The 18,903-nt window shown below is 58.2% G+C and carries 23 protein-coding genes and 1 tRNA gene; 11 read left to right on the forward strand and 13 right to left on the reverse strand.

Annotation, left to right across the window (positions count from 1 at the left end; translation table 11 throughout):
* Positions 1-12: 12 nt before the first annotated feature.
* From xth to BM316_RS05145, 3 genes are all read right to left on the reverse strand, one after another.
* Positions 13-813 carry an exodeoxyribonuclease III gene (gene xth, locus BM316_RS05135; RefSeq protein ID WP_090207572.1) on the reverse strand — a complete coding sequence of 267 codons (801 nt, stop codon included), beginning with the start codon at positions 811-813 and terminating at the stop codon, positions 13-15.
* A gap of 61 nt (positions 814-874) precedes the next feature.
* Positions 875-1,261 (reverse strand): DUF1801 domain-containing protein, encoded by a 387-nt coding sequence (locus BM316_RS05140; RefSeq protein WP_090204807.1) that lies wholly within the window; start codon positions 1,259-1,261, stop codon positions 875-877.
* A gap of 25 nt (positions 1,262-1,286) precedes the next feature.
* Complete coding sequence (locus BM316_RS05145) at positions 1,287-1,613, reverse strand: HesB/IscA family protein (protein WP_090204809.1); 327 nt, start codon at positions 1,611-1,613, stop codon at positions 1,287-1,289.
* Between the two features lie 72 nt (positions 1,614-1,685).
* On the opposite strand from BM316_RS05145, the gene BM316_RS05150 reads away from it, so the two are divergent.
* The 7 genes from BM316_RS05150 (at position 1,686) to BM316_RS05180 (ending at position 8,335) form a co-directional block, all read left to right on the forward strand.
* Positions 1,686-2,858 (forward strand): deoxyguanosinetriphosphate triphosphohydrolase, encoded by a 1,173-nt coding sequence (locus BM316_RS05150; protein WP_090204812.1) that lies wholly within the window; start codon positions 1,686-1,688, stop codon positions 2,856-2,858.
* 83 nt (positions 2,859-2,941) lie between these two features.
* A complete protein-coding gene (gene argS, locus BM316_RS05155; protein ID WP_090204814.1) occupies positions 2,942-4,681 on the forward strand; it encodes an arginine--tRNA ligase in 1,740 nt (579 codons plus the stop codon).
* A 77-nt stretch (positions 4,682-4,758) separates the two neighbouring features.
* The gene (locus BM316_RS05160) at positions 4,759-5,655 is read left to right on the forward strand and encodes an SPOR domain-containing protein (protein WP_090204817.1); all 897 of its coding nucleotides are present in this window, start codon (positions 4,759-4,761) and stop codon (positions 5,653-5,655) included.
* Positions 5,656-6,645, forward strand: a complete 990-nt coding sequence (locus BM316_RS05165; protein ID WP_090204819.1) for a glycoside hydrolase family 3 N-terminal domain-containing protein — start codon at positions 5,656-5,658, stop codon at positions 6,643-6,645.
* A gap of 6 nt (positions 6,646-6,651) precedes the next feature.
* Positions 6,652-7,446 carry a segregation and condensation protein A gene (locus tag BM316_RS05170; RefSeq protein ID WP_090204822.1) on the forward strand — a complete coding sequence of 265 codons (795 nt, stop codon included), beginning with the start codon at positions 6,652-6,654 and terminating at the stop codon, positions 7,444-7,446.
* Positions 7,439-8,092, forward strand: coding sequence for an SMC-Scp complex subunit ScpB (gene scpB / locus BM316_RS05175; RefSeq protein WP_090204824.1), 654 nt, complete (start codon positions 7,439-7,441; stop codon positions 8,090-8,092). Before BM316_RS05170 ends, scpB begins: the two co-directional genes overlap by 8 nt.
* Positions 8,093-8,134: 42 nt before the next feature.
* Positions 8,135-8,335, forward strand: a complete 201-nt coding sequence (locus BM316_RS05180; protein ID WP_090204828.1) for a hypothetical protein — start codon at positions 8,135-8,137, stop codon at positions 8,333-8,335.
* On the opposite strand, the gene BM316_RS05185 is transcribed toward BM316_RS05180, so the two are convergent.
* The 8 genes from BM316_RS05185 to BM316_RS05220 form a co-directional block, all read right to left on the reverse strand.
* Positions 8,332-9,414 (reverse strand): 2'-deoxycytidine 5'-triphosphate deaminase, encoded by a 1,083-nt coding sequence (locus tag BM316_RS05185; protein ID WP_090204831.1) that lies wholly within the window; start codon positions 9,412-9,414, stop codon positions 8,332-8,334. The genes BM316_RS05180 and BM316_RS05185 overlap by 4 nt on opposite strands.
* Before the next feature lie 59 nt (positions 9,415-9,473).
* Positions 9,474-9,550: transfer RNA gene (locus BM316_RS05190), tRNA-Pro, on the reverse strand.
* Positions 9,551-9,607: 57 nt separating this feature from the next.
* Complete coding sequence (locus BM316_RS05195; protein WP_090204834.1) at positions 9,608-10,210, reverse strand: MerR family transcriptional regulator; 603 nt, start codon at positions 10,208-10,210, stop codon at positions 9,608-9,610.
* A 3-nt stretch (positions 10,211-10,213) separates the two neighbouring features.
* A complete protein-coding gene (gene ihfA / locus BM316_RS05200) occupies positions 10,214-10,516 on the reverse strand; it encodes an integration host factor subunit alpha (protein WP_090204837.1) in 303 nt (100 codons plus the stop codon).
* 101 nt (positions 10,517-10,617) lie between these two features.
* On the reverse strand, positions 10,618-11,589 hold the full coding sequence (locus tag BM316_RS05205) for a beta-ketoacyl-ACP synthase III (RefSeq protein WP_090204840.1): 972 nt from the start codon (positions 11,587-11,589) through the stop codon (positions 10,618-10,620).
* A gap of 1 nt (position 11,590) precedes the next feature.
* Complete coding sequence (gene plsX / locus BM316_RS05210) at positions 11,591-12,715, reverse strand: phosphate acyltransferase PlsX (RefSeq protein ID WP_090204843.1); 1,125 nt, start codon at positions 12,713-12,715, stop codon at positions 11,591-11,593.
* A gap of 21 nt (positions 12,716-12,736) precedes the next feature.
* Positions 12,737-12,943 (reverse strand): 50S ribosomal protein L32, encoded by a 207-nt coding sequence (rpmF, locus tag BM316_RS05215; RefSeq protein WP_090204846.1) that lies wholly within the window; start codon positions 12,941-12,943, stop codon positions 12,737-12,739.
* Between the two features lie 163 nt (positions 12,944-13,106).
* Entirely contained in the window at positions 13,107-13,652 is a 546-nt protein-coding gene (locus BM316_RS05220) for a YceD family protein (protein WP_242649763.1), read from the reverse strand.
* Positions 13,653-13,736: 84 nt separating this feature from the next.
* On the opposite strand from BM316_RS05220, the gene BM316_RS05225 reads away from it, so the two are divergent.
* Together BM316_RS05225 and BM316_RS05230 are read left to right on the forward strand one after the other, a co-directional pair.
* Positions 13,737-14,213, forward strand: coding sequence for an outer membrane protein assembly factor BamE (locus tag BM316_RS05225; protein ID WP_242649765.1), 477 nt, complete (start codon positions 13,737-13,739; stop codon positions 14,211-14,213).
* 110 nt (positions 14,214-14,323) lie between these two features.
* On the forward strand, positions 14,324-15,124 hold the full coding sequence (locus BM316_RS05230) for a glutathione S-transferase family protein (RefSeq protein WP_090204849.1): 801 nt from the start codon (positions 14,324-14,326) through the stop codon (positions 15,122-15,124).
* A 47-nt stretch (positions 15,125-15,171) separates the two neighbouring features.
* Here BM316_RS05230 and msrB read toward each other — a convergent pair whose 3' ends face one another.
* Entirely contained in the window at positions 15,172-15,564 is a 393-nt protein-coding gene (msrB, locus tag BM316_RS05235; protein WP_090204851.1) for a peptide-methionine (R)-S-oxide reductase MsrB, read from the reverse strand.
* A gap of 72 nt (positions 15,565-15,636) precedes the next feature.
* Between msrB and BM316_RS05240 the strand changes: the two genes are divergently transcribed.
* Positions 15,637-16,365, forward strand: coding sequence for a GNAT family N-acetyltransferase (locus BM316_RS05240; protein ID WP_090204853.1), 729 nt, complete (start codon positions 15,637-15,639; stop codon positions 16,363-16,365).
* A gap of 9 nt (positions 16,366-16,374) precedes the next feature.
* Positions 16,375-18,189, forward strand: coding sequence for an ABC-F family ATP-binding cassette domain-containing protein (locus BM316_RS05245; RefSeq protein ID WP_090204856.1), 1,815 nt, complete (start codon positions 16,375-16,377; stop codon positions 18,187-18,189).
* On the opposite strand, the gene BM316_RS05250 is transcribed toward BM316_RS05245, so the two are convergent.
* Positions 18,186-18,902: an SDR family NAD(P)-dependent oxidoreductase gene (locus BM316_RS05250; RefSeq protein WP_090204859.1), complete on the reverse strand. Its 717-nt coding sequence runs from the start codon at positions 18,900-18,902 to the stop codon at positions 18,186-18,188. The two genes, BM316_RS05245 and BM316_RS05250, sit on opposite strands and share 4 nt — an antisense overlap.
* Position 18,903: the final 1 nt, after the last annotated feature.

Raw genomic sequence — 18,903 nt, forward strand, 5'->3', positions numbered from 1 at the left:
GTTTCCGCAAAATCAGGCAGCAAGGTCAACCCAGACAGGGACATGGTCGGACGGCTTTTCACCTGCACGCATGTCCTTTTCGATCCAGCAGGATTTCAGGAGGTCGGCGCATTGCGGTGTCAAAAGAAAATGGTCGATGCGAATGCCGTCATTCCGGTCCCAAGCGCCAGCCTGATAATCCCAGAAGGAATAATGCCCGTCACCGGCCTCAACAGCGCGAAAAGCCTCAGTGTAGCCAAGGTGTAAGATACGTCTGAACGCTTCGCGTGTTTCAGGCAAGAATAACGCATCCTTGCGCCAAGCGTCGGGGCGGGCTGCGTCTTCTGCCTGTGGGATCACGTTATAGTCGCCCGTAATGAGCGCGCATTCCTCGGTTGCGATCAATTCTGCCGCCCGTGCCTTCAGGCGCGCCATCCAGCGCAACTTGTAATCATATTTGGGACCAGGGGCTGGGTTCCCGTTCGGCAGATAGAGGCCACAGATCCGCACCGCCTTTTCACCGACGACAGTTGCTTCGATGTAGCGGGCCTCTTCATCATCGACGCCTTCGCGTCCCGCACCTTCGGCACCCGGTAGTCCGCGCGTCACATCCTCAAGCGGGAGTTTGGACAGCAGCGCGACACCGTTAAAGCTTTTCTGACCGTGGGTTTCGACATTATACCCTTTTTCTTCAATCAGATCGCGGGGGAAGTTCTCGTCAATAGACTTGATTTCCTGCAAGACCACGACGTCAGGCTGGGCATCGTCAAGCCAGTTCAAAAGCGTCTCAATCCGCGCCTTGACGCCGTTGATGTTGAATGTCGCGATCTTCATAAGCGCCCCCTGCATCCGGTCTTCTGTTTGTGCAGAAGCCAGCGGTGATTGGCAACAGGGGTCAAACCAGCCGTTCTAACCGGCCCTTGCGCTTCTGGACGTTCTTGTAGTCCCACTGGATGGTGCGCGCCTCAGCCAGCCACGCCTTGAGCCGTGTATCGTCGATTTCGTCGGCCGTTTTGTAGATGATAGAGGCGTCCTTGAACTTGCCTGTGCCGGCGACAAGTCCTGGCGTTTCGAAACTCGCGCCGCTCCAGAACATTAGCCTGATGCCCGCTTTCAGCTTGCTATACCCCACAATGGGGTTCTCGTTGAGAAACCACACCGGATGCCGGTGCCAGATCCTTGCCTCCGCTTCAGGCAGTTCGGCGTCGATGCGCGCGCCTAGGTGTGCACAGATTGTCTGCTCATCGGGATCCAGTTCTGCGTGGTATGCCTCAATCGTCATGGTGAGAGCCTACCACAGATCTTGCTCACATCGAAAACGATGTGCCACACCCGCATGACGACGTTGCATTGGGGTTGTTGATCACAAAGCGGGCGCCGATCAGTTCTTCGCTGAAATCAATCGTTGCATCGGCAAGAAACGGCAGGGACACGCTATCGATGACAACGGTTTCACCTTTCTCCGACAACACCAGATCGTCGTCTTTCGGCTCATCTAGTTCGATTTCGTACTGAAATCCCGAACATCCGCCGCCTTCGACCGCGACGCGCAGGGCCTTGCCTTGCGCTGCAGCACCAATTTCGGAGAGCCGTTCAAAGGCGCGGGGGGTGACTTTGGGGGGGACGGTGAACATCGCTGGCCCTATCAGTTTGGTTTCATTTCCAATATAGGAAAGGCAGGCAAAACCGACAAGACAGGCAAATCAATGGCAGCGCCCTATGCGACCGACCCCGCAAACCCGCGGGGGCGGCTTTACCCCGAGGAAGAAAGCTTCTTCCGCTCGCCCTTTCAGCGTGACCGGGACAGGATCATCCACGCGAGCGCCTTTCGGCGGCTCAAGCATAAGACGCAAGTCTTCATCGAACACGAGGGTGACTATTTTCGCACCCGCCTGACCCATTCGATCGAGGTGGCGCAGGTCGCACGCACCGTCGCTGCGGCGCTTGATCTGAACGTGGAACTGACCGAAGCCGTGGCGCTGGCTCATGATCTTGGGCATACACCATTCGGCCATACCGGAGAGGAGGCGCTGGATGCGCTGATGCAGCCTTATGGCGGTTTCGATCACAATGCGCAGGCCCTACATATCGTGACGTCGCTCGAACGGCATTATGCCGAATGGGACGGACTGAACCTGACTTGGGAAACGCTTGAGGGGATTGCCAAGCACAATGGCCCTGTCACAGGCGACATTCCTTATGCGCTTGCGGCCTACAACGCGCGGCACGATCTGGAACTCGACACACACGCCAGTGCCGAGGCGCAGGCAGCCGCCCTGGCCGATGATATCGCCTACAACAATCACGACCTGCATGACGGGCTACGGGCCGAGCTCTTTAGCACCGACGAACTGGCGGAACTGCCGATCCTGCGCGAGTGCTTTGCGCGTGTGGATGCAAAATATCCCGGCCTTAACTACTATCGCCGGCGGCACGAGGCTTTGCGCCGCTTTTTCGGTGTTCTGGTCGAGGATGTGATCACCGTCAGTCGTCGCAATCTGGCCGAGTACGCGCCCGCGACTGTGCATGATATCCGCCATGCAGGGCGGATGATGATCCAGTTTTCGCCCGAACTTTGGACCGACCTGAAGGTGATCCGCCAATTCCTGTTCGAACGCATGTATCGCGCGCCTGCGGTCGTCGAAATGCGGGTAGTTGTCACGCAAATGATCAACGATCTGTTCCCGTTCTTTCTTGAAAATACAGGCGAGTTGCCAAAACAGTGGCGCAAAGATGTTGAGGAGGCGCCGGATCAAACCACGCTTGCACGGATTGTTGCGGATTACATCGCGGGGATGACGGACCGTTTCGCCATTCAGGAACACAAGCGTCTGATTGGTGGCGCCGAAGTGCCATCAGGCGTGATCGACGGCAACTAGCGCCGGCGGTCGCGCGCAAGACTCTGCTTGCCCCCTTCGCCGATGGTGGTAAACCGCAGCAAACCCCAAGCTGGAAAAGACAAATGAACCTCTTTGCCGATATCCGTTCCCGTGTGCTGACCTGCCTTGACGCGCTCGTGGCCGAAGGCATTCTGCCCGAAGGTCTCGACTTTGCGAATGCCGCGGTCGAGCCGCCGCGCGATGCTGCACATGGGGATATGGCAACCAATGCCGCAATGGTTCTGGCAAAGCCTGCCAAGATGAACCCCCGCGCCATCGCCGAGGCGCTGGCCGCCAAACTGCAAGAGGACGCCGATATTGTCGTGGCCGAGGTCGCTGGCCCCGGCTTTCTGAACATGCGTCTGGCGCCTTCTGTCTGGCATGGTGTCGTGAAGGCTGCTTTGGGCGATCCGTCCTACGGACAATCAACGATGGGGCAGGGCATCAAGACGATGGTCGAATATGTCTCCGCCAATCCAACCGGCCCCTTGCACGTCGGCCATACCCGCGGCGCGGTTTTTGGTGATGCGCTGGCACGGCTGCTGGACTACGCGGGCTATGACGTCACCAAGGAATACTACATCAACGACGGCGGCGCGCAGGTCGATGTGCTCGCCCGGTCGGTTTATCTGCGGTATCTTGAGGCGCACGGGCAAGACGTTGCCTTTGAGGATGGCACATATCCCGGCGATTATCTGATCCCAGTTGGTGAGGCGCTGAAAGGCAAAGTCGGCGATGCCTATGTCGGTGAGGGCGAGGACGTCTGGCTTGTCGATGTGCGTGAATTCGCCACCGAAAAGATGATGGACCTGATCCGGGCCGATCTGGCGGCACTTGGTGTCACGATGGACAGCTTCTTTAGTGAAAAGTCGCTTTATGGCACGGGTCTGATCGAGGATGCGATTGCGGATCTTGATGCCAAAGGCTTGATCTATCGTGGCGTGCTTGAGCCGCCTAAGGGCAAAATGCCCGAGGATTGGGAGCCGCGCGAGCAGACGCTCTTCAAATCTACAGCACACGGCGACGATGTGGATCGGCCCGTTCAGAAATCCGACGGGTCATGGACCTATTTTGCGCCGGATATCGCGTATCATTACGACAAGGTAAAACGCGGCTATGACCAATTGATTGATGTCTTTGGCGCGGATCATGGTGGCTACGTCAAGCGGATGAAGGCCGCAGTGTCGGCGCTGTCCGATGGCAACGTGCCGCTTGATATCAAGCTGACGCAATTGGTGAAGCTCTATAAGGACGGTGAGCCGTTCAAGATGTCCAAGCGGGCAGGGACCTTCGTGACCCTGCGCGATGTGGTTGATCAGGTCGGTGCGAATGTCACGCGCTTCCATATGCTGACACGCAAAAACGATGCGCCGCTCGATTTTGACTTCGACAAGGTGCTGGAGCAATCCAAGGACAACCCTGTCTTTTATGTCAATTATGCCTACGCACGGGTGAACTCGGCTGTCGGTAAGGCGTCGGCGTTTGCAGATGTTTCTGATGCCACGCTTGCGGGTGTCGATGTCTCTGGCCTGACACATGACGCGGAACTGGCGCTGATCAAGAAACTGGCCGAATGGCCGCGTCTGGTCGAAATTGCCGCCAAAGGCCAGGAGCCACACCGGATTGCGTTCTACTTGTATGACCTCGCCTCCGAATTCCACGGTCTTTACCATCAGGGAAACAGCGACGAGAGCCTGCGGTTCGTGCAAGACGGTGACTCAGAAACCACACAATCGAAAATTGCCCTGATTCGGGCAGTAGCGATTGTTATTTCACACGGTTTGGGTATTCTTGGGGTCACTCCGGCAGAAGAGATGCGCTAACGCACAGGTTGCCGGACCTGACAAACGAACGACCCCGCCAAAGCCGAGAACGGCATGGGGCGCGAAGTGAGGCAGAGATGGCAGTATATGATGAGGGGTTCGCCCCGACCGCGGACGAATCCCGCTTTTCAAATGTGATGAACTACGCAGGGGCGGCTTTGTCGCTGGCCTTGATCGTGGGTGTTGGTTTCTGGGGCTACAAGCTCGTCGTGCGCGACGTCAGTGGCATCCCTGTTGTGCGCGCCATGGAAGGCGACATGCGTGTCCTGCCCGATAATCCCGGCGGTGCGGTGGCCTTGCATACCGGTTTGGCCGTCAATGAGGTCGCTGCCTCTGGCGAGGCTGCCGGACCTGAGGATGTGCTCTACCTAGCGCCAGCCGAAAGCGGTCTTGCTGCCGAAGACCTAGAGGTTCAACTGGCACCAGCTGCCTCTGAAATTCTTGAGGCAGTGGCCGAAGCAGACGCTACAGCCGGTATCGAAGAGACCGTTACAGCAGTTGCCGCCGCGACTGAGGAAGTCGATGAAATTGCCTTGTTGGCCCAGATGTTGGCGACAGGAACAGCGACACCTCCGCCAGCGGCAGGCCTTGTTGATGCGTCAGTGCCGGGTCTGCGGAACTCTCTGCGCCCGATGATCCGCCCTGCGGCGTTGACTGTGACCCGGGCGGCTCCGGCCCAGACTGGCGGCAGTGAAGTCGCTGTGACCACGGTCGCATTCCCACCAGGCACGCACCTTGTGCATCTCGGTGCTTATCCGTCACCTGCTGAGGCTGCTGCGGCTTGGGATCGGCTTTCGGCGCGTTTGAGCCAGTATCTGTCTGGTTATGATCGTGTCATCCAGATCAGCAATCAAAGCGGCGGGACGTGGTATCGCCTGCGTGCAAGCGGATTTGCTGATCGGGCAGAGGCGCGACGTCTGTGCGCCGTCCTGCAGGCCGAATTTGCCGAGTGCATTGCGGTTGTGACCGATTAAGTGGCTGACACGGCTGCGATTTTCGGTGTTGAGGGAACAGCTCTGACAGATTGGGAGCATGATTTCTTTCGTCACGCCCCGCCTTTCGGCTTTATCGTTTTTGCGCGGAACATCGAAACGCCTGATCAGGTCAGGCGCCTGACCGATGATCTGCGCGAGATCACGACAGAAACGACCCCCATCCTGATTGATCAGGAAGGTGGCCGCGTGCAGCGGATGCGCGCCCCCCATTGGCGCGAGTATTTGCCTGCGCTTGATCAGATGGCGCGGGCTCGCGACCCGATGCGCGCGCAATGGATCAGAAACCGTCTGATCGCAGCCGAGCTGATGGATATCGGCATCACGGCAAACTGCGCACCATTGGGCGATATCGCGACACCGCACACCCATCCTGTTCTGCGCAACCGCCTTTATGGTGATGACGCAGAAACAGTGACCGAGGCAGCGCGCGCCTGCGCTGATGCGCATCTGCACGGCGGCGTTCTGCCGGTTCTAAAGCATATCCCCGGACATGGACGTGCCACGATCGACAGTCATCTGGACCTGCCGCGTGTGACAGCCGACCGGGCCACGTTGTCCGCACAGGACTTTGCAACTTTTCGTGCACTCAATGATCTGCCAATGGGGATGACAGCGCATCTGGTGTTCGAGGATATTGATCCAAGCGGGCCTGCGACGACTTCTTTGCGGATGATAGACCTGATCAGGAACGATATCGGGTTTGATGGGCTGTTGATGACTGACGACCTCTCGATGGAGGCGCTGTCCGGCACCGTCGCTGAAAGGTCGCGCGCCAGTATTGCAGCAGGGTGCGATGTCATTTTACACTGTAATGGCGAAGCCGCCGAAATAGAGGCCGTCACCGAGGCCGCCGGTCAATTGTCGCCCCAAGCCCAGATCCGCGCGCAGCGTGCGCTTGCTTGCGCAAAGCCCCCTCAGCACATTGACATCCCCGAGCTAGAAGCCGAACTTGAGGCGCTACTAGGCTAGGGGCACATGCAAGGCGACGAGTTTCAGGAAGACACGATCAGTGTCAGCGAGCGTATGGCCGCCGAAGCCCTCATCGTGGATGTCGGGGCGTTTGAAGGGCCGCTTGATCTGCTGCTGACTCTGTCGCGCACCCAGAAAGTCGATCTGCGGCAGATTTCCATTCTTGCTCTGGCCGAACAGTATCTGGCCTTTGTCGAGAAAGCCAAACAACTGCGGTTGGAACTTGCGGCGGATTACCTCGTTATGGCCGCCTGGCTTGCCTTCCTCAAATCTCGGCTGCTGCTGCCGCCTGACCCCAGCGAAGAGGGGCCAACCGGCGAAGAACTTGCAGCACATCTTGCCTTCCAGTTGGAGCGTCTGCAGGCGATGCGCGAATCTGCGGCAAAACTGATGGCGCGAGACCAGTTGGGTCGCGATTTCTTTGCGCGTGGCATCACCGAAGACGTGCAGCGCGTCCGGCGTGTGACCTATACCGCCACGCTGCTTGACCTGATGCAGGGCTACGCCCGTATCCGCACCCGCGACGATTTCCGCCCGTTTGTTTTTGATCGCCAGCATGTGATGACGATGGAGCAGGCGCTTGAGCGGATGCGAGGCTTGATCGGTTTCGCAGGCAACTGGACCGATATTTCGCAGTATCTGCCGGACGGTTGGGATAGTGACAGCCAGCGTGTGCGCTCCACCACCGCAGCCACTTTTGCTGCGTCGCTGGAACTTGCCAAGGAAGGCAAAATCGAAATCCGACAGGGCGAGACGTTTGCCCCCATTCAAATTCGCAGGAAAGTGCCGCGTGATGAATAAGGACACAGCCCCACAGAACGACAGCCTGTTCGAGGCACCTCCAATGGGCGAACAGGAGCGCATGGTTGAAGCGATCCTCTTTGCGACAGCCGATCCTGTCTCGGTCAACGAACTGCTTGGCCGGATGCCGCATGGCTGTGATCCGGCGGAGGCGCTCGCCAACTTGCGCAAGCGCTACGAAGGGCGTGGAGTAAACATCGTCAAAGTGGGTGATGGGTGGGCGATCCGTACCGCGCCTGATCTGGGTTTTCTGATGCAAAAGGAAACGGTTGAGACACGCAAACTCAGCCGCGCGGCGATCGAAACCTTAGCGATTGTGGCCTATCACCAGCCCGTGACGCGGGCCGAAATCGAGGAAATCCGTGGTGTCAGTGTCAGCCGTGGCACGATTGATCAGCTTATCGAACTGGAATGGATCCGTTTCGGCCGCCGACGCATGACGCCAGGGCGGCCAGTGACATTTGTCGTGACACAAAGCTTTCTCGACCACTTCGGTCTGGAGAGCGCGCGCGATCTTCCCGGCCTCAAGGAACTGCGCTCGGCTGGCCTTCTGGAAAGCCGCCCACCTCCCGGATTGGGAACGCCGGGCGAGGGTGATGATGCCGAAGAGGACGATGATAATCAGGCTGAGATGTTTGAAGATTGAGATGCACAGCATATCTATGCTGCGTGAGGATGGAGATCGCCCATGAACATGAACAGACTGATAAACAGGGGCCTGCGGATGCTGATGAACAAAGGCATCAACAAGGGCGTCCAGATGGCATCGCATAAGGGCAAGAAGCCCGAAGATATGACACCTGAGGAACGCGCCGCCGCACGTCAGGCGCAGCAGAATGCGCAAAAAGCGCGGCGCGGTTTGGGGCTTGCCAGACGGTTTTTGCGCTAAGTCGCGCGGAAGTGCTTGGACAGTTTCAACCCCTGTCCTTGGTAGTTCGACTTGATTTCTCGGCCGTAAAGCGCGTCTGGCATTGCGGCCATATGTTCGTAGACCAATCGTCCGACGACCTGCCCATGTTCCAGCACAAACGGTGCTTCGTGGCAGCGCACCTCAAGGACACCGCGTGATCCTGCACCGCCTGCCTCTGCGTAGCCGAAACCGGGGTCGAAGAAACCCGCGTAATGCACGCGAAACTCGCCGACCATTGCCAGATAGGGGGCCATTTCGGCGGCCTGCATGGGCGGAATGACAATCGCCTCGCGGCTGACCAGAATGTAGAACGCACCAGGATCGAGAATGATCCAGCCGTCATCAGTATGCACAGGTTCCCAGAAGTCAGCAGGATCGTAGTGGTTGAGCTTTGACAGATCGACGACGCCGGTATGCGGTTTGGCGCGATACCCCACGAGGTTCCCCTCAGCCGGTTTCAGATCAACCGAGAAACCCAGACCATCGGAAATCACCGGCTCGCCAGAGACAATTGGTGTCTTTGCGTGCAGAGCGCGCAGATCATCATCTGACATGAATGTCTTGCCTTGGCGGAAAATGATCTGGTTCAGCAGTTGCCCGGGTTGCGCCACAACCGAGAACGAGCGCGGGCAGATTTCGACGTAAAGCGGCCCGTCATATCCGTCAGGCACACGGTCGAACTCGACCCCGTGATCGGTGATGATCCGCGTCAAAAGGTCGAGGCGCCCGATTGATGACTTTGCACTGGCGACGGCGGTCATGCCTTTGGGCAAAGACAGGCTTTCCATCAGGGGCACGACATAGACACAACCCTTTTCAAGCACAGCGCCACCATCAAGGTCGATTACATGCATCTGAAAGTCAGAAAGCCGATCCTTGACCGTCCGGGTGCGTCCGGCAAGAAACGAGGCGCGGACACGGTAGGCTGTCTTGCCCAGCCGCAAATCAAGCGAGGCAGGCTGGATCTGACCAGCGTCGATAGTGGCTTCTGCCGTGATCCGGCCCTGGGCGATCATGTCCTTGATTTGATGGTCGGCCAACACGCCAGCACTGATCATTCTATCCCTCCAGATACCAAAACGCCCGCTGCGCATCTGCACAAGCGGGCGGTTATGATTGGTCGGGCTAGCAGGACTTGAACCTGCGACCTTCCGTCCCCCAGACGGACGCGCTACCAGGCTGCGCTATAGCCCGACTGAGGCCGTTCTTACCGGATTCCGCTCTGGGAACAAGTGCGAAAAACACGCCGTCCTATCCCGCCAGTTTTGCGCGCAGTGCAGCGAGACGCTCAAGCAATGGTGCGATTTCCGCAGCGTGATTTCTGATTCTGCTGTCGTCAGCGGGCAAAGCGGCAAGCAACCGTCCCGGCACATCCGCGTCACCATCTGGGGGCGGTGGCGGCAGCTCAAGGGTAGGGGGTGCTGCCGCAGGTGGATCGAAGGGCAGCATGTCCTGCACGGGGTTCGACGCAGCGACAACGGCCTGTGGCGCGGGTTCCTGAGGCGCAGGCGCGGCGGTTTGCGTTGTATCGGGTTCTGGCGGGGTCGCTTTGGAGGCTTCGGTGGGGGCAGGTTTGTCTTCGAGCGTCTGACCGAGCGTGGCGACGTATCTGACGCCCTTTTCCCGCAACAGCTTTTGGGTGCCTTTGATGGTCAGTCCGTCTTCGTGTAAAAGCTGTTTGATGCCGCCAAGCAGTTCCATGTCAGTGGGTCTGTAATAGCGTCGCCCGCCCGCGCCCTTGACCGGTTTGATCTGGCTGAACTTGCTTTCCCAGAAGCGCAGCACATGCGTAGGCGTATCAAGCCATTCTGCGACTTCACTGATCGTTCGGAAAGCGTCTTTGGCCTTGGCCATCTTTTAACGCTTGTTTCCCGCAGCCACGCGATCCTTCATCAGATGTGATGGGCGGAACGTCAGGACACGGCGGGGGTGGATCGGCACCTCTTCGCCTGTCTTGGGATTGCGTCCAACGCGTGCCGCTTTGTCACGCACCGAGAATGTACCGAATGAGGAGATTTTGACTGTCTCGCCCGACACCAGACTGTCAGAGACATGAGACAGAACACTTTCCACGAGGTCTGCACTGTCATTGCGTGAAAGTCCAACCTGGTTATGCACCGCTTCAGCCAGGTCCATGCGTGTCAGCGTTTTATCAGTCATTCACTAGCCCTCACCTATTTGGCTGCGAGCATAGGCGCGGGCCAGATTTAGAGTCAATAACAACAGTTTACCGGAGGCTATGTGAGCAATGGATGAACGGCTTACCAGCGGATTACGACGGCACCCCAGGCCAGACCACCACCAATGGCTTCGGTCACGACAAGATCGCCTTGCTTGATCTGGCCATTGGCCACACCAACCGAAAGCGCCAGCGGGATGGATGCAGCAGAGGTATTGCCGTGATCCTGCACCGTCACCACGACACGCTCCATTTCCACGCCGAGTTTCTTGGCAGTGGACTGAATGATGCGGATGTTCGCCTGATGCGGCACGACCCAGTCAACATCAGCAGGCCCGAGCCCCACTTTTTCCAACGCAGTATCGGCGGTCTGTGCAAGTTTCTCGACCGCGTGGCGGAACACTTCCTTGCCTTCCATGCGCAGTCGTCCCGTCGATTGGGTGGATACACCCCCGTCGACATAAAGCAGATCCTTGTAGCGCCCGTCAGAGTTCAGATCGGTTGAGAGTATGCCACGGTCCGTATTCGCGCCTTCACCCTCTTCTGCTTCCAGAACAAGGGCACCGGCCCCATCACCGAACAAGACGCAGGTTGTCCGATCCGACCAGTCCATAATCCGGCTGAATGTCTCGGCCCCGATGACCAGCACACGGTCAGCCTGACCGGACACGATCAACGCATTGGCGTTGGAAAGGGCAAAAACGAATCCCGCACAAACCGCTTGCACATCAAAGGCGTAGCCGGTGGTGTTGCCGATCGCACGTTGCACCATCGTGGCCGCTGACGGAAACGTCAGATCCGCCGTCGAGGTCGCAACGACGATGGCGTCGATATCCTCTGCCGCGATACCAGCCATCTTCAGGGCTGCTGTAGCGGCATGTGCAGCCAGTTCAGAGGTTGTCTGTCCTTCGGCTGCGAAATGACGCCGCTCGATCCCGGACCGCGCCTTGATCCATTCGTCAGTTGTATCGAGGCTTTCTTCGAATTCTGCGTTTGTGACCACTCTTTCGGGAAGGTAATGCCCAACCCCTTTGACCACTGCGCGACGCATCATTCTACTTGTCCGTACCTATGCCGAGACTGCCTGTCTCATCATGTATGGCGGCATCTTGGGCAAGTGATGCTGCAGATGCAACCCGTGCCGCAAGTTTATCGGAAAATCCAATCTTTGCCAGACGATAGGCAAGGTGAAGAGCCGCTGCGACGCCGGTTTCGTCTGCTGATCCATGGCTTTTGATGACGGTCTGGTTCAACCCCAGAAAGACACCGCCATTGACGCGGCGCGGATCAATACGTTTCCGCAAGCGACCAAGCGATCCGCGCGCCAGTGCGGCACCCAGCATCGACATCGGGTTGCTCAGAAGCGACTTGCGCAAAAGCTCGCTGATCAGGGTGGCCGTCCCTTCGCCGGTCTTGAGGGCGACGTTTCCGGTAAAGCCGTCGGTCACGATCACATCCACATTGTCGGATGGCAGATCGCCACCTTCGACAAAGCCAACGTAGTCGAAATCGCCAATCTGGGCGGCATTTCCGATCAGTTCATGGGCGACCTTGAGTTCGGCCCGTCCTTTGTGTTCTTCAGTGCCAACATTTAGCAGCCCGACGCGCGGACGCGTGATGTCCAGACCGTTGCGTGCATAGGATGCGCCCATCAGCGCATAGGTCAGCAGATCATCCTGATCGGCGCGAATGTCAGCGCCCGCATCAAGCATCACGTTGAAGCCCGCAGGATTGCGCGACGGCCAGAGGCAGGCAATAGCAGGGCGGTTCACGCCTTCGGCCTTGCGCAGCCTGAGCATCGACATCGCCATCAGACCGCCGGTGTTCCCGCAGCTGACTGCAACCGCAGCTTCCTTTGAGCGGACGGCCTCGATCGCTGACCACATGGAGGTATTCTTGCCATGCCGCAGGACGTGGCTTGGCTTGTCGGTCATCTTCACCACGTCCGATGTATCATGCACCGTCACCCGGTCGGCAATCCCGTGCTTTGTAACAAGCGCGTCCATGTCGGACTTGGGGCCATGCAGAATGGCGTGGGCGTCGGGCTTGTCTTTCAAGAACATCGAAAGGCCCGCAACAACCGTTGCAGGCCCTTTATCGCCACCCATGGCGTCAACCGAAAGCACGTGACGGGCTGCATGTCCCTGCGTCGGATCGGTGTCCGTCTGCGCTGGTGTCATGCGAAAGCCCTTTACGCGACTTTATGCAGCGTCGTCGTCGAGATCGATCTCAGTTGTGTCTGCAATCACTTCGCGAGAGGCATAGTGACCGCAGGATGGGCACACGTGATGCGGACGCTTGAGCTCGCCGCAGTTTTCGCACTCGTTAGGATTTGCCGCGACCAATGCGTCATGCGCACGCCGGTTGTTGCGGCGGGATTTGGATACTTTGTTCTGCTGGACAGCCATGTCTCAACCCTATGATTTAAGGGCCGCGGGCCCTGATTTCGTTCTCGTCTGCGGGGTCCTACGCGATTGCGGTAGCCCTGTCGAGACGCGATGTAAAAGAGGCCGCGAACATACTGCGATTCCGCATATGTGCAAGCCTTTTTCCGACCTCATTTACGCGCCGCTATTTGCCTTTCTTTTCAAGGCTTTCGCGCAGTTCGGCGAGCCCGGCAAACGGCTTGGTGTCTTCGTCACGTAGCGGCGTTACGCCAGTTTGTGCAAAAACCGCTTCGCCCAATTCAGCACCCTCTGCACGTGGATAGGCGGGCAGGGCGAGCGACAAGGCCTCAATCATCACGGCGGCGAGGTCCAGCGACTCAGGCAAGGCCTCTTGCGTGTCGTCTTCAGGCATCTCGACCTCACCAGACAGAACCTCTGGCAGGTCAGAAAGGTAGCTGCGGGACACGTCCTCATCAATACGGGTTGAGACCGGCTCAAGCGTGACAACGCAGCTTTGCACGACCGTTGCACCCAATTCAGCATCAAGCCGCCAGTCGCGTTTGCCAATCGGGCTCAGCTTGCCTGAGAACCGCAACTTCCTGATGGCGATGATATCGAGGGCCTCTGCAATTGCGGCACGTTCGTCCGCAGTTGGCTCGACAAGGAAATCCGTTGCCCGCCGGTTGGGCAGGTCTGCAATACGCAGGTGTGAACGCGGGAGTTTGGTCAAAGCGATGATCGTTTCTTGAACAGGATTGGCAGGTGTTATAGTCGAGATAGAAGGCCATCAGGGCCAAGGCAAGAGGGTGCGTTGATGGGTGGAAAGCCGGTTTTCTTTGGCAAGTTGCGTGGGATGGCCGCGGGGCTGACCTTAACAGCCCTCATCGCAGGCTGCGCACCGATTGAAACCTATCATGGGTTCATTCCACCTCAGGAAGAAGTCGCAGCCCTTCAGATCGGCGTCAGCACCAAGGCCGATGTGATTGGCTTGCTTGGTCAACCGATTGCCGAACGCGCGCTTCAGAACAATGCGATCTACTATGCCTCCAGCAAGTTCGAACAGTTCGGGCCCTTTGCGCCCAACGAAGTTGACCGGCAGGTGCTGGAGCTTGATTTTGATAGCAGCGACCGGTTGCGCAATGTCACCAGTTACACGCTTGAGGATGGACGTGTCGTGATCCTTGATCGCCGCGTCACCGAAGACGGCATTGCTGATGTGACGTTCCTTGGTCAGCTGCTTGCTTCTTTCGGGCGTCTGGATGCCGGCGCGCTGCTTGGGCCGACACAGTAATCCACATCCGGCCTGTCGGAAAAAATTTACCGAACCTGCCATGGGCTTGCGCGATGCGTTGCCGAACGGCACAGTGCTGTCCTGGGTGACAGCAGCTGAAAGGATGTGCCGTGGCTGAGAAATATATCGTCTACCATATTCCCGTGTGTCCCTTTTCCCAAAGGCTCGAGATCATGCTGGCACTGCGAGGTCAGGAGGACGCGATAGAATTCCGCGTTGTCGATATCACCAAACCGCGTGATCCGGAGCTTCTGAAAAAGACACGCGGCACAACTGCTTTGCCCGTTCTCGAAACGCCTGACGGCCAGATCATCAAGGAAAGTCTCGTGATCCTGCGCTTTCTAGATGAGGTGCTGCCGGGCGGCGCGATCCGCCGCTCTGATCCGGCTGAACATGCAATTGAGTCGATGATGGTCGCCAAAGAAGGCGCATTCACCATGGCCGGATACATCTACGTGATGAATCAGGACACGGACGCGCGCGAAGGCCTGTGCGACAAGCTACTTGCCTGTTATCGGGACCTTGATGATTTTCTGCAGGCTCACAGTCCCGACGGCACCTATCTTTTCGAGGATTTCGGGCTGGCCGAGGCCGTCTTTACTCCGATGTTCAAGCGGTTCTGGTTCCTTGATTACTACGAAGGTTTTGCGCTGCCTGATACAGATGACTATGCCCGTGTCAGGAAATGGCATGACGCCTGTATTGCGCATCCTGCAACACAGCAGGTGACGAAAGAAGAAATCGTCAAACTTTATTACGATTACGCGCTCGGTGCTGGCAATGGCGCCTTGCTGGAGGGCCGCACGAAGTCGAGCTTCGTCTTTAAACCCGACTGGCGGGAGCGCCCATGGCCGCCGCGTGACAAATACGCCGGAACTGCCAGTGACGCGGAACTTGGTCTGGTGGCCTGACGAAAAAGGCGCGCCGCTGGTGGCGCGCCTTTCCTTGTTTTCCGGATTTATTCCTCTGGCTCAAAGTCCAGTGCGACACCGTTGATGCAGTAGCGCAATCCGGTCGGCTGCGGGCCATCGGGAAAGACGTGACCCAGATGCGCTTCACAGCGGTTGCAATGCACTTCCGTGCGCTTCATGAAAAAGCTGCGATCAACACTTTCGCCGATCATTTCATCATCAAGCGGTTGATAAAACGAAGGCCAACCCGTGCCACTTTCAAACTTGTGCTTTTGGTCAAAGAGGGGCGCGCCGCAGCAGGTGCACATAAATGTGCCGGCCTCTTTGGGGAAATTGTCATGTGTGCCAGCCCGCTCTGTGCCGTGTTTGCGGGTGACCTTATAGGCCAGATCGGAAAGCTGTTCGCGCCATTCTGCATCTGATTTGACGATCTTTTCCATCGGGAGCCCTTTCTTCCATTGTCTCGACAGGTAACGTAGGTCTGGTTGAGCCGTTCTCCAAGATGAGGTCAGATGACAATCCCGTTCCCGCAAAACCGCCTCAACGTCCGACTGGCGCGGAATGCGGATGACCTGCAGGCCTGTCTTGATCTGCGTGCGCGATGCTTCCGGCGGTCAGAATGCGACGACACTGATGCGTTTGACGCACACTGCCGGCACTTGATGGTTTGCGACGGAAATGCGCGCGTGATGGCAACAGCGCGCTTCAGAGTTTTACAGGACGACGCAGACGTCTGCGCGAGCTATACAGCGCAACACTATGACCTTAATGCATTTTTAACGTTGGATGATCCAATGCTTGAGATCGGGCGTTTCTGTCTGGCGCCCGGATCAGCGGATACCGATGTGCTGCGGATTGCTTGGGCTGCGCTGACGCGGATCGTTGATGACGCGCAAGTCCGCTTCCTTTTTGGCTGCACAAGTTTCCAAGGCACTGAACCCGAACTCTATGGGCAGGCTCTGCAAACGCTCGCACAAAAGCATCTCGGGCCTGAAACATTGCGCCCCAAAGCTGTTACAGAACATGCGATTCCACTGCAATCTATCGCGCCTGTGGGCCAGACGCCGATGCCGAACCTGCTGCGGGCCTATCTGACGATGGGGGGATGGGTTGGCGACACGCTGACAGTCGATCACCAGATGCGGACCATGCACATCTTTACCTGTCTCGACGTCGCAACAGTGCCACCGGCGCGCGCCCGTGCGCTGCGTGCCCTTGCAGATGGCATCGACCTGGCCTAGCAGGCGGGTATGGCCAGACCACCGCTTCTTCAACTCACTGACATCAGCCTCACTTTCGGGGGTGATCCTGTTTTCACCGACCTTTCGCTTGTGGTTCAACCGGGCGACCGCGTGGCGCTTGTCGGGCGCAATGGGTCTGGCAAATCCACTTTGATGAAGGTGATGGCAGGGTTGGTCCTGCCCGATACTGGCACGCGTGTTGCCACGCCGGGGGTCCAGGTCGGCTATATGGAGCAGGACCCGGCCATGGCGGGCTGCGCGACCTTGGGTGATTACGCCGCCAGCGGACTGCCGCCTGAAGAAGCCTACAAGGTTGAGATGGTCGCCGAAGGTCTGAAATTCGATCCTGCCGGAGATGTCGCAACCGCATCAGGTGGCGAGCGGCGCCGTGCAGCATTGGCCAAACTGATGGCTGAAGCGCCAGAATTGATGCTGCTGGACGAGCCGACAAACCACCTTGATATCGAAGCCATTGCCTGGCTGGAAAACGAACTCAAACAGACCCGCGCCGCCTTCGTGCTGATCAGCCACGACCGCGCCTTCCTGCGCAACCTCACGCGCGCCACGCTTTGGATCGACCGTGGCGAGGTGCGCCGTGCCGAACAGGGTTTCGAGCATTTCGAGAATTGGCGTGACAAGATCTGGGAAGAAGAGGATCAGCAGCGGCACAAGCTGAACCGCAAGATCAAGGCAGAAGCCCGTTGGGCGGTCGAAGGGATCTCGGCCCGCCGCAAACGCAACATGGGCCGTGTGCGTGCATTGCAAGACCTGCGGGCAGAACGTGCAGCCCAGATCAAACGGCAAGGCACAGCGGCGATGGCGTTTGAAGGCGGCGTTGTCTCTGGCAAGAAGGTGATTGAGGCGTCCGGGCTTACAAAGTCCTTTGACGGCAAGCAGATTGTCAAAGGGTTCGATTTGACGGTGCAGCGCGGCGACAGGATCGCGCTCGTCGGGCCAAACGGCGTTGGCAAGACCACGCTGGTCAAGATGCTGTTGGGACAGTTGGAACCCGATGCGGGCACCGTAAAACTTGGCACCAACCTTGATATCGCTGTCTTTGATCAGGCGCGCGCCGCGCTTAATCCTGACATGTCGCTTTGGGAAAACCTTGCCAACGATCCAGAGCTTGGCGTCTCAGGCAAGTCCGATCAGGTCATGGTGCGGGGCAATCCGCGCCATGTGGTAGGCTATCTTAAGGATTTTCTTTTTGATGAAACGCAGGCGCGTGCGCCGGTGCGGGCACTGTCGGGCGGCGAAAAAGCGCGATTGCTTCTGGCCCGTCTGATGGCGCGGGAAAGCAACCTGCTGGTGCTGGACGAGCCGACAAACGACCTCGACATCGAAACGCTGGATCTCTTGCAGGATATCTTGGGCGATTACGACGGAACGGCGATCATTGTCAGCCACGACCGCGACTTTCTTGACCGTGTTGCCACGACCACCATCGCGATGGAAGGCGACGGGCGCGCCACCGCCTATGCCGGTGGATGGAGTGACTATCAGGCGCAGCGCGGTCCGCAGGCCAGATCGCCGGTAAAAGACACGCCAAAGCCTGCGCCAAAGACAGATAAGCCAGCGACGGCAAAGCCCGCAAAATCGGGGCTTTCCTTTACCGAGAAACACCGGCTTGAAGAGCTCCCATCAGTCATTGACCGCCTGACTGCCGAGATCACCAAGCTCGAAGGTCTTCTTGCCGATCCCGAGCTTTTCACCCGCGAACCTGTAAAATTCAAAAAGGCCACAGAGGCTTTGGTCCAGCGCCAAGAGGCCCTCTCGGCGGCTGAGGACGAGTGGCTCACGCTTGAAGAAAAAGCAGGTGGCTAGGGCATCCTCAGCGCGCCATCCAACCGGATTGTCGTGCCGTTGAGATACTCGCATTCGACGATGAACCGCGCGAGGGCCGCAAATTCGGTCGGATCGCCCAGTCGGGCAGGGTGGACCACGTCCTTGGCGAGCCCCGCCATGATCTCTTCGCCCAGGCTTTCCAGCATCGGGGTGCGGAAGATACCCGGTGCAATCGCCATGACCCTGATGCCCGCACGCGCAAGATCACGGGCCATGGGCAAGGACAGCCCGGCGATGCCTGCTTTTGATGCGGCATAGGCCGCCTGACCTTTCTGGCCCTCGAAGGCCGCGACGGATGCGGTGTTGATGATCACGCCGCCATCCTTCATCCGCGCGGCGGCAAGGCGGGCCACGTTGAAAGTGCCTGCCAGATTGATGTCGAGAGTGCGCTCAAACAGACCCTGATCATGAGGCCCTTCGCGGCCCAATGTCTTTTCGGCGGTTGCAATCCCTGCGCAGTTGACCGCGACATTGATGGCTCCCGCTTGACCAAGTCCGGCCTCAACGCTTGCGGCATCAGTGACATCGACGACTGCGAAACCAGCGCCGATCTTTTCCGCGAAACCGGCACCTGCAGGATCACGATCAAAAATGGTCACACGCGCCCCGCTTTCCACGAAATGCCGTGCGGTCGCTGCACCAAGGCCAGACGCGCCGCCTGTAATCACGGCCACAACGTTGTTCATTTGCATG

Origin of the sequence: Yoonia litorea (assembly GCF_900114675.1) — a bacterium.
Lineage (GTDB): Bacteria > Pseudomonadota > Alphaproteobacteria > Rhodobacterales > Rhodobacteraceae > Yoonia > Yoonia litorea.

Bases quoted from the DNA above. Each gene is read 5' to 3' on its own strand.
- BM316_RS05150 (WP_090204812.1), top strand. From the start codon at position 1,686: ATGGCAGCGCCCTATGCGACCGACCCCGCAAACCCGCGGGGGCGGCTT.
- plsX (WP_090204843.1), bottom strand. From the start codon at position 12,715: ATGACACCAGCGCAGACGGACACCGATCCGACGCAGGGACATGCAGCC.
- BM316_RS05240 (WP_090204853.1), top strand. From the start codon at position 15,637: ATGACAATCCCGTTCCCGCAAAACCGCCTCAACGTCCGACTGGCGCGG.
- BM316_RS05250 (WP_090204859.1), bottom strand. From the start codon at position 18,902: ATGCAAATGAACAACGTTGTGGCCGTGATTACAGGCGGCGCGTCTGGC.
- argS (WP_090204814.1), top strand. From the start codon at position 2,942: ATGAACCTCTTTGCCGATATCCGTTCCCGTGTGCTGACCTGCCTTGAC.
- ihfA (WP_090204837.1), bottom strand. From the start codon at position 10,516: ATGACTGATAAAACGCTGACACGCATGGACCTGGCTGAAGCGGTGCAT.
- BM316_RS05225 (WP_242649765.1), top strand. From the start codon at position 13,737: ATGGGTGGAAAGCCGGTTTTCTTTGGCAAGTTGCGTGGGATGGCCGCG.
- BM316_RS05170 (WP_090204822.1), top strand. From the start codon at position 6,652: ATGCAAGGCGACGAGTTTCAGGAAGACACGATCAGTGTCAGCGAGCGT.
- BM316_RS05140 (WP_090204807.1), bottom strand. From the start codon at position 1,261: ATGACGATTGAGGCATACCACGCAGAACTGGATCCCGATGAGCAGACA.
- msrB (WP_090204851.1), bottom strand. From the start codon at position 15,564: ATGGAAAAGATCGTCAAATCAGATGCAGAATGGCGCGAACAGCTTTCC.
- BM316_RS05245 (WP_090204856.1), top strand. From the start codon at position 16,375: ATGGCCAGACCACCGCTTCTTCAACTCACTGACATCAGCCTCACTTTC.
- BM316_RS05185 (WP_090204831.1), bottom strand. From the start codon at position 9,414: ATGATCAGTGCTGGCGTGTTGGCCGACCATCAAATCAAGGACATGATC.
- scpB (WP_090204824.1), top strand. From the start codon at position 7,439: ATGAATAAGGACACAGCCCCACAGAACGACAGCCTGTTCGAGGCACCT.
- BM316_RS05195 (WP_090204834.1), bottom strand. From the start codon at position 10,210: ATGGCCAAGGCCAAAGACGCTTTCCGAACGATCAGTGAAGTCGCAGAA.
- rpmF (WP_090204846.1), bottom strand. From the start codon at position 12,943: ATGGCTGTCCAGCAGAACAAAGTATCCAAATCCCGCCGCAACAACCGG.
- BM316_RS05145 (WP_090204809.1), bottom strand. From the start codon at position 1,613: ATGTTCACCGTCCCCCCCAAAGTCACCCCCCGCGCCTTTGAACGGCTC.
- BM316_RS05180 (WP_090204828.1), top strand. From the start codon at position 8,135: ATGAACATGAACAGACTGATAAACAGGGGCCTGCGGATGCTGATGAAC.
- BM316_RS05205 (WP_090204840.1), bottom strand. From the start codon at position 11,589: ATGATGCGTCGCGCAGTGGTCAAAGGGGTTGGGCATTACCTTCCCGAA.
- xth (WP_090207572.1), bottom strand. From the start codon at position 813: ATGAAGATCGCGACATTCAACATCAACGGCGTCAAGGCGCGGATTGAG.
- BM316_RS05160 (WP_090204817.1), top strand. From the start codon at position 4,759: ATGGCAGTATATGATGAGGGGTTCGCCCCGACCGCGGACGAATCCCGC.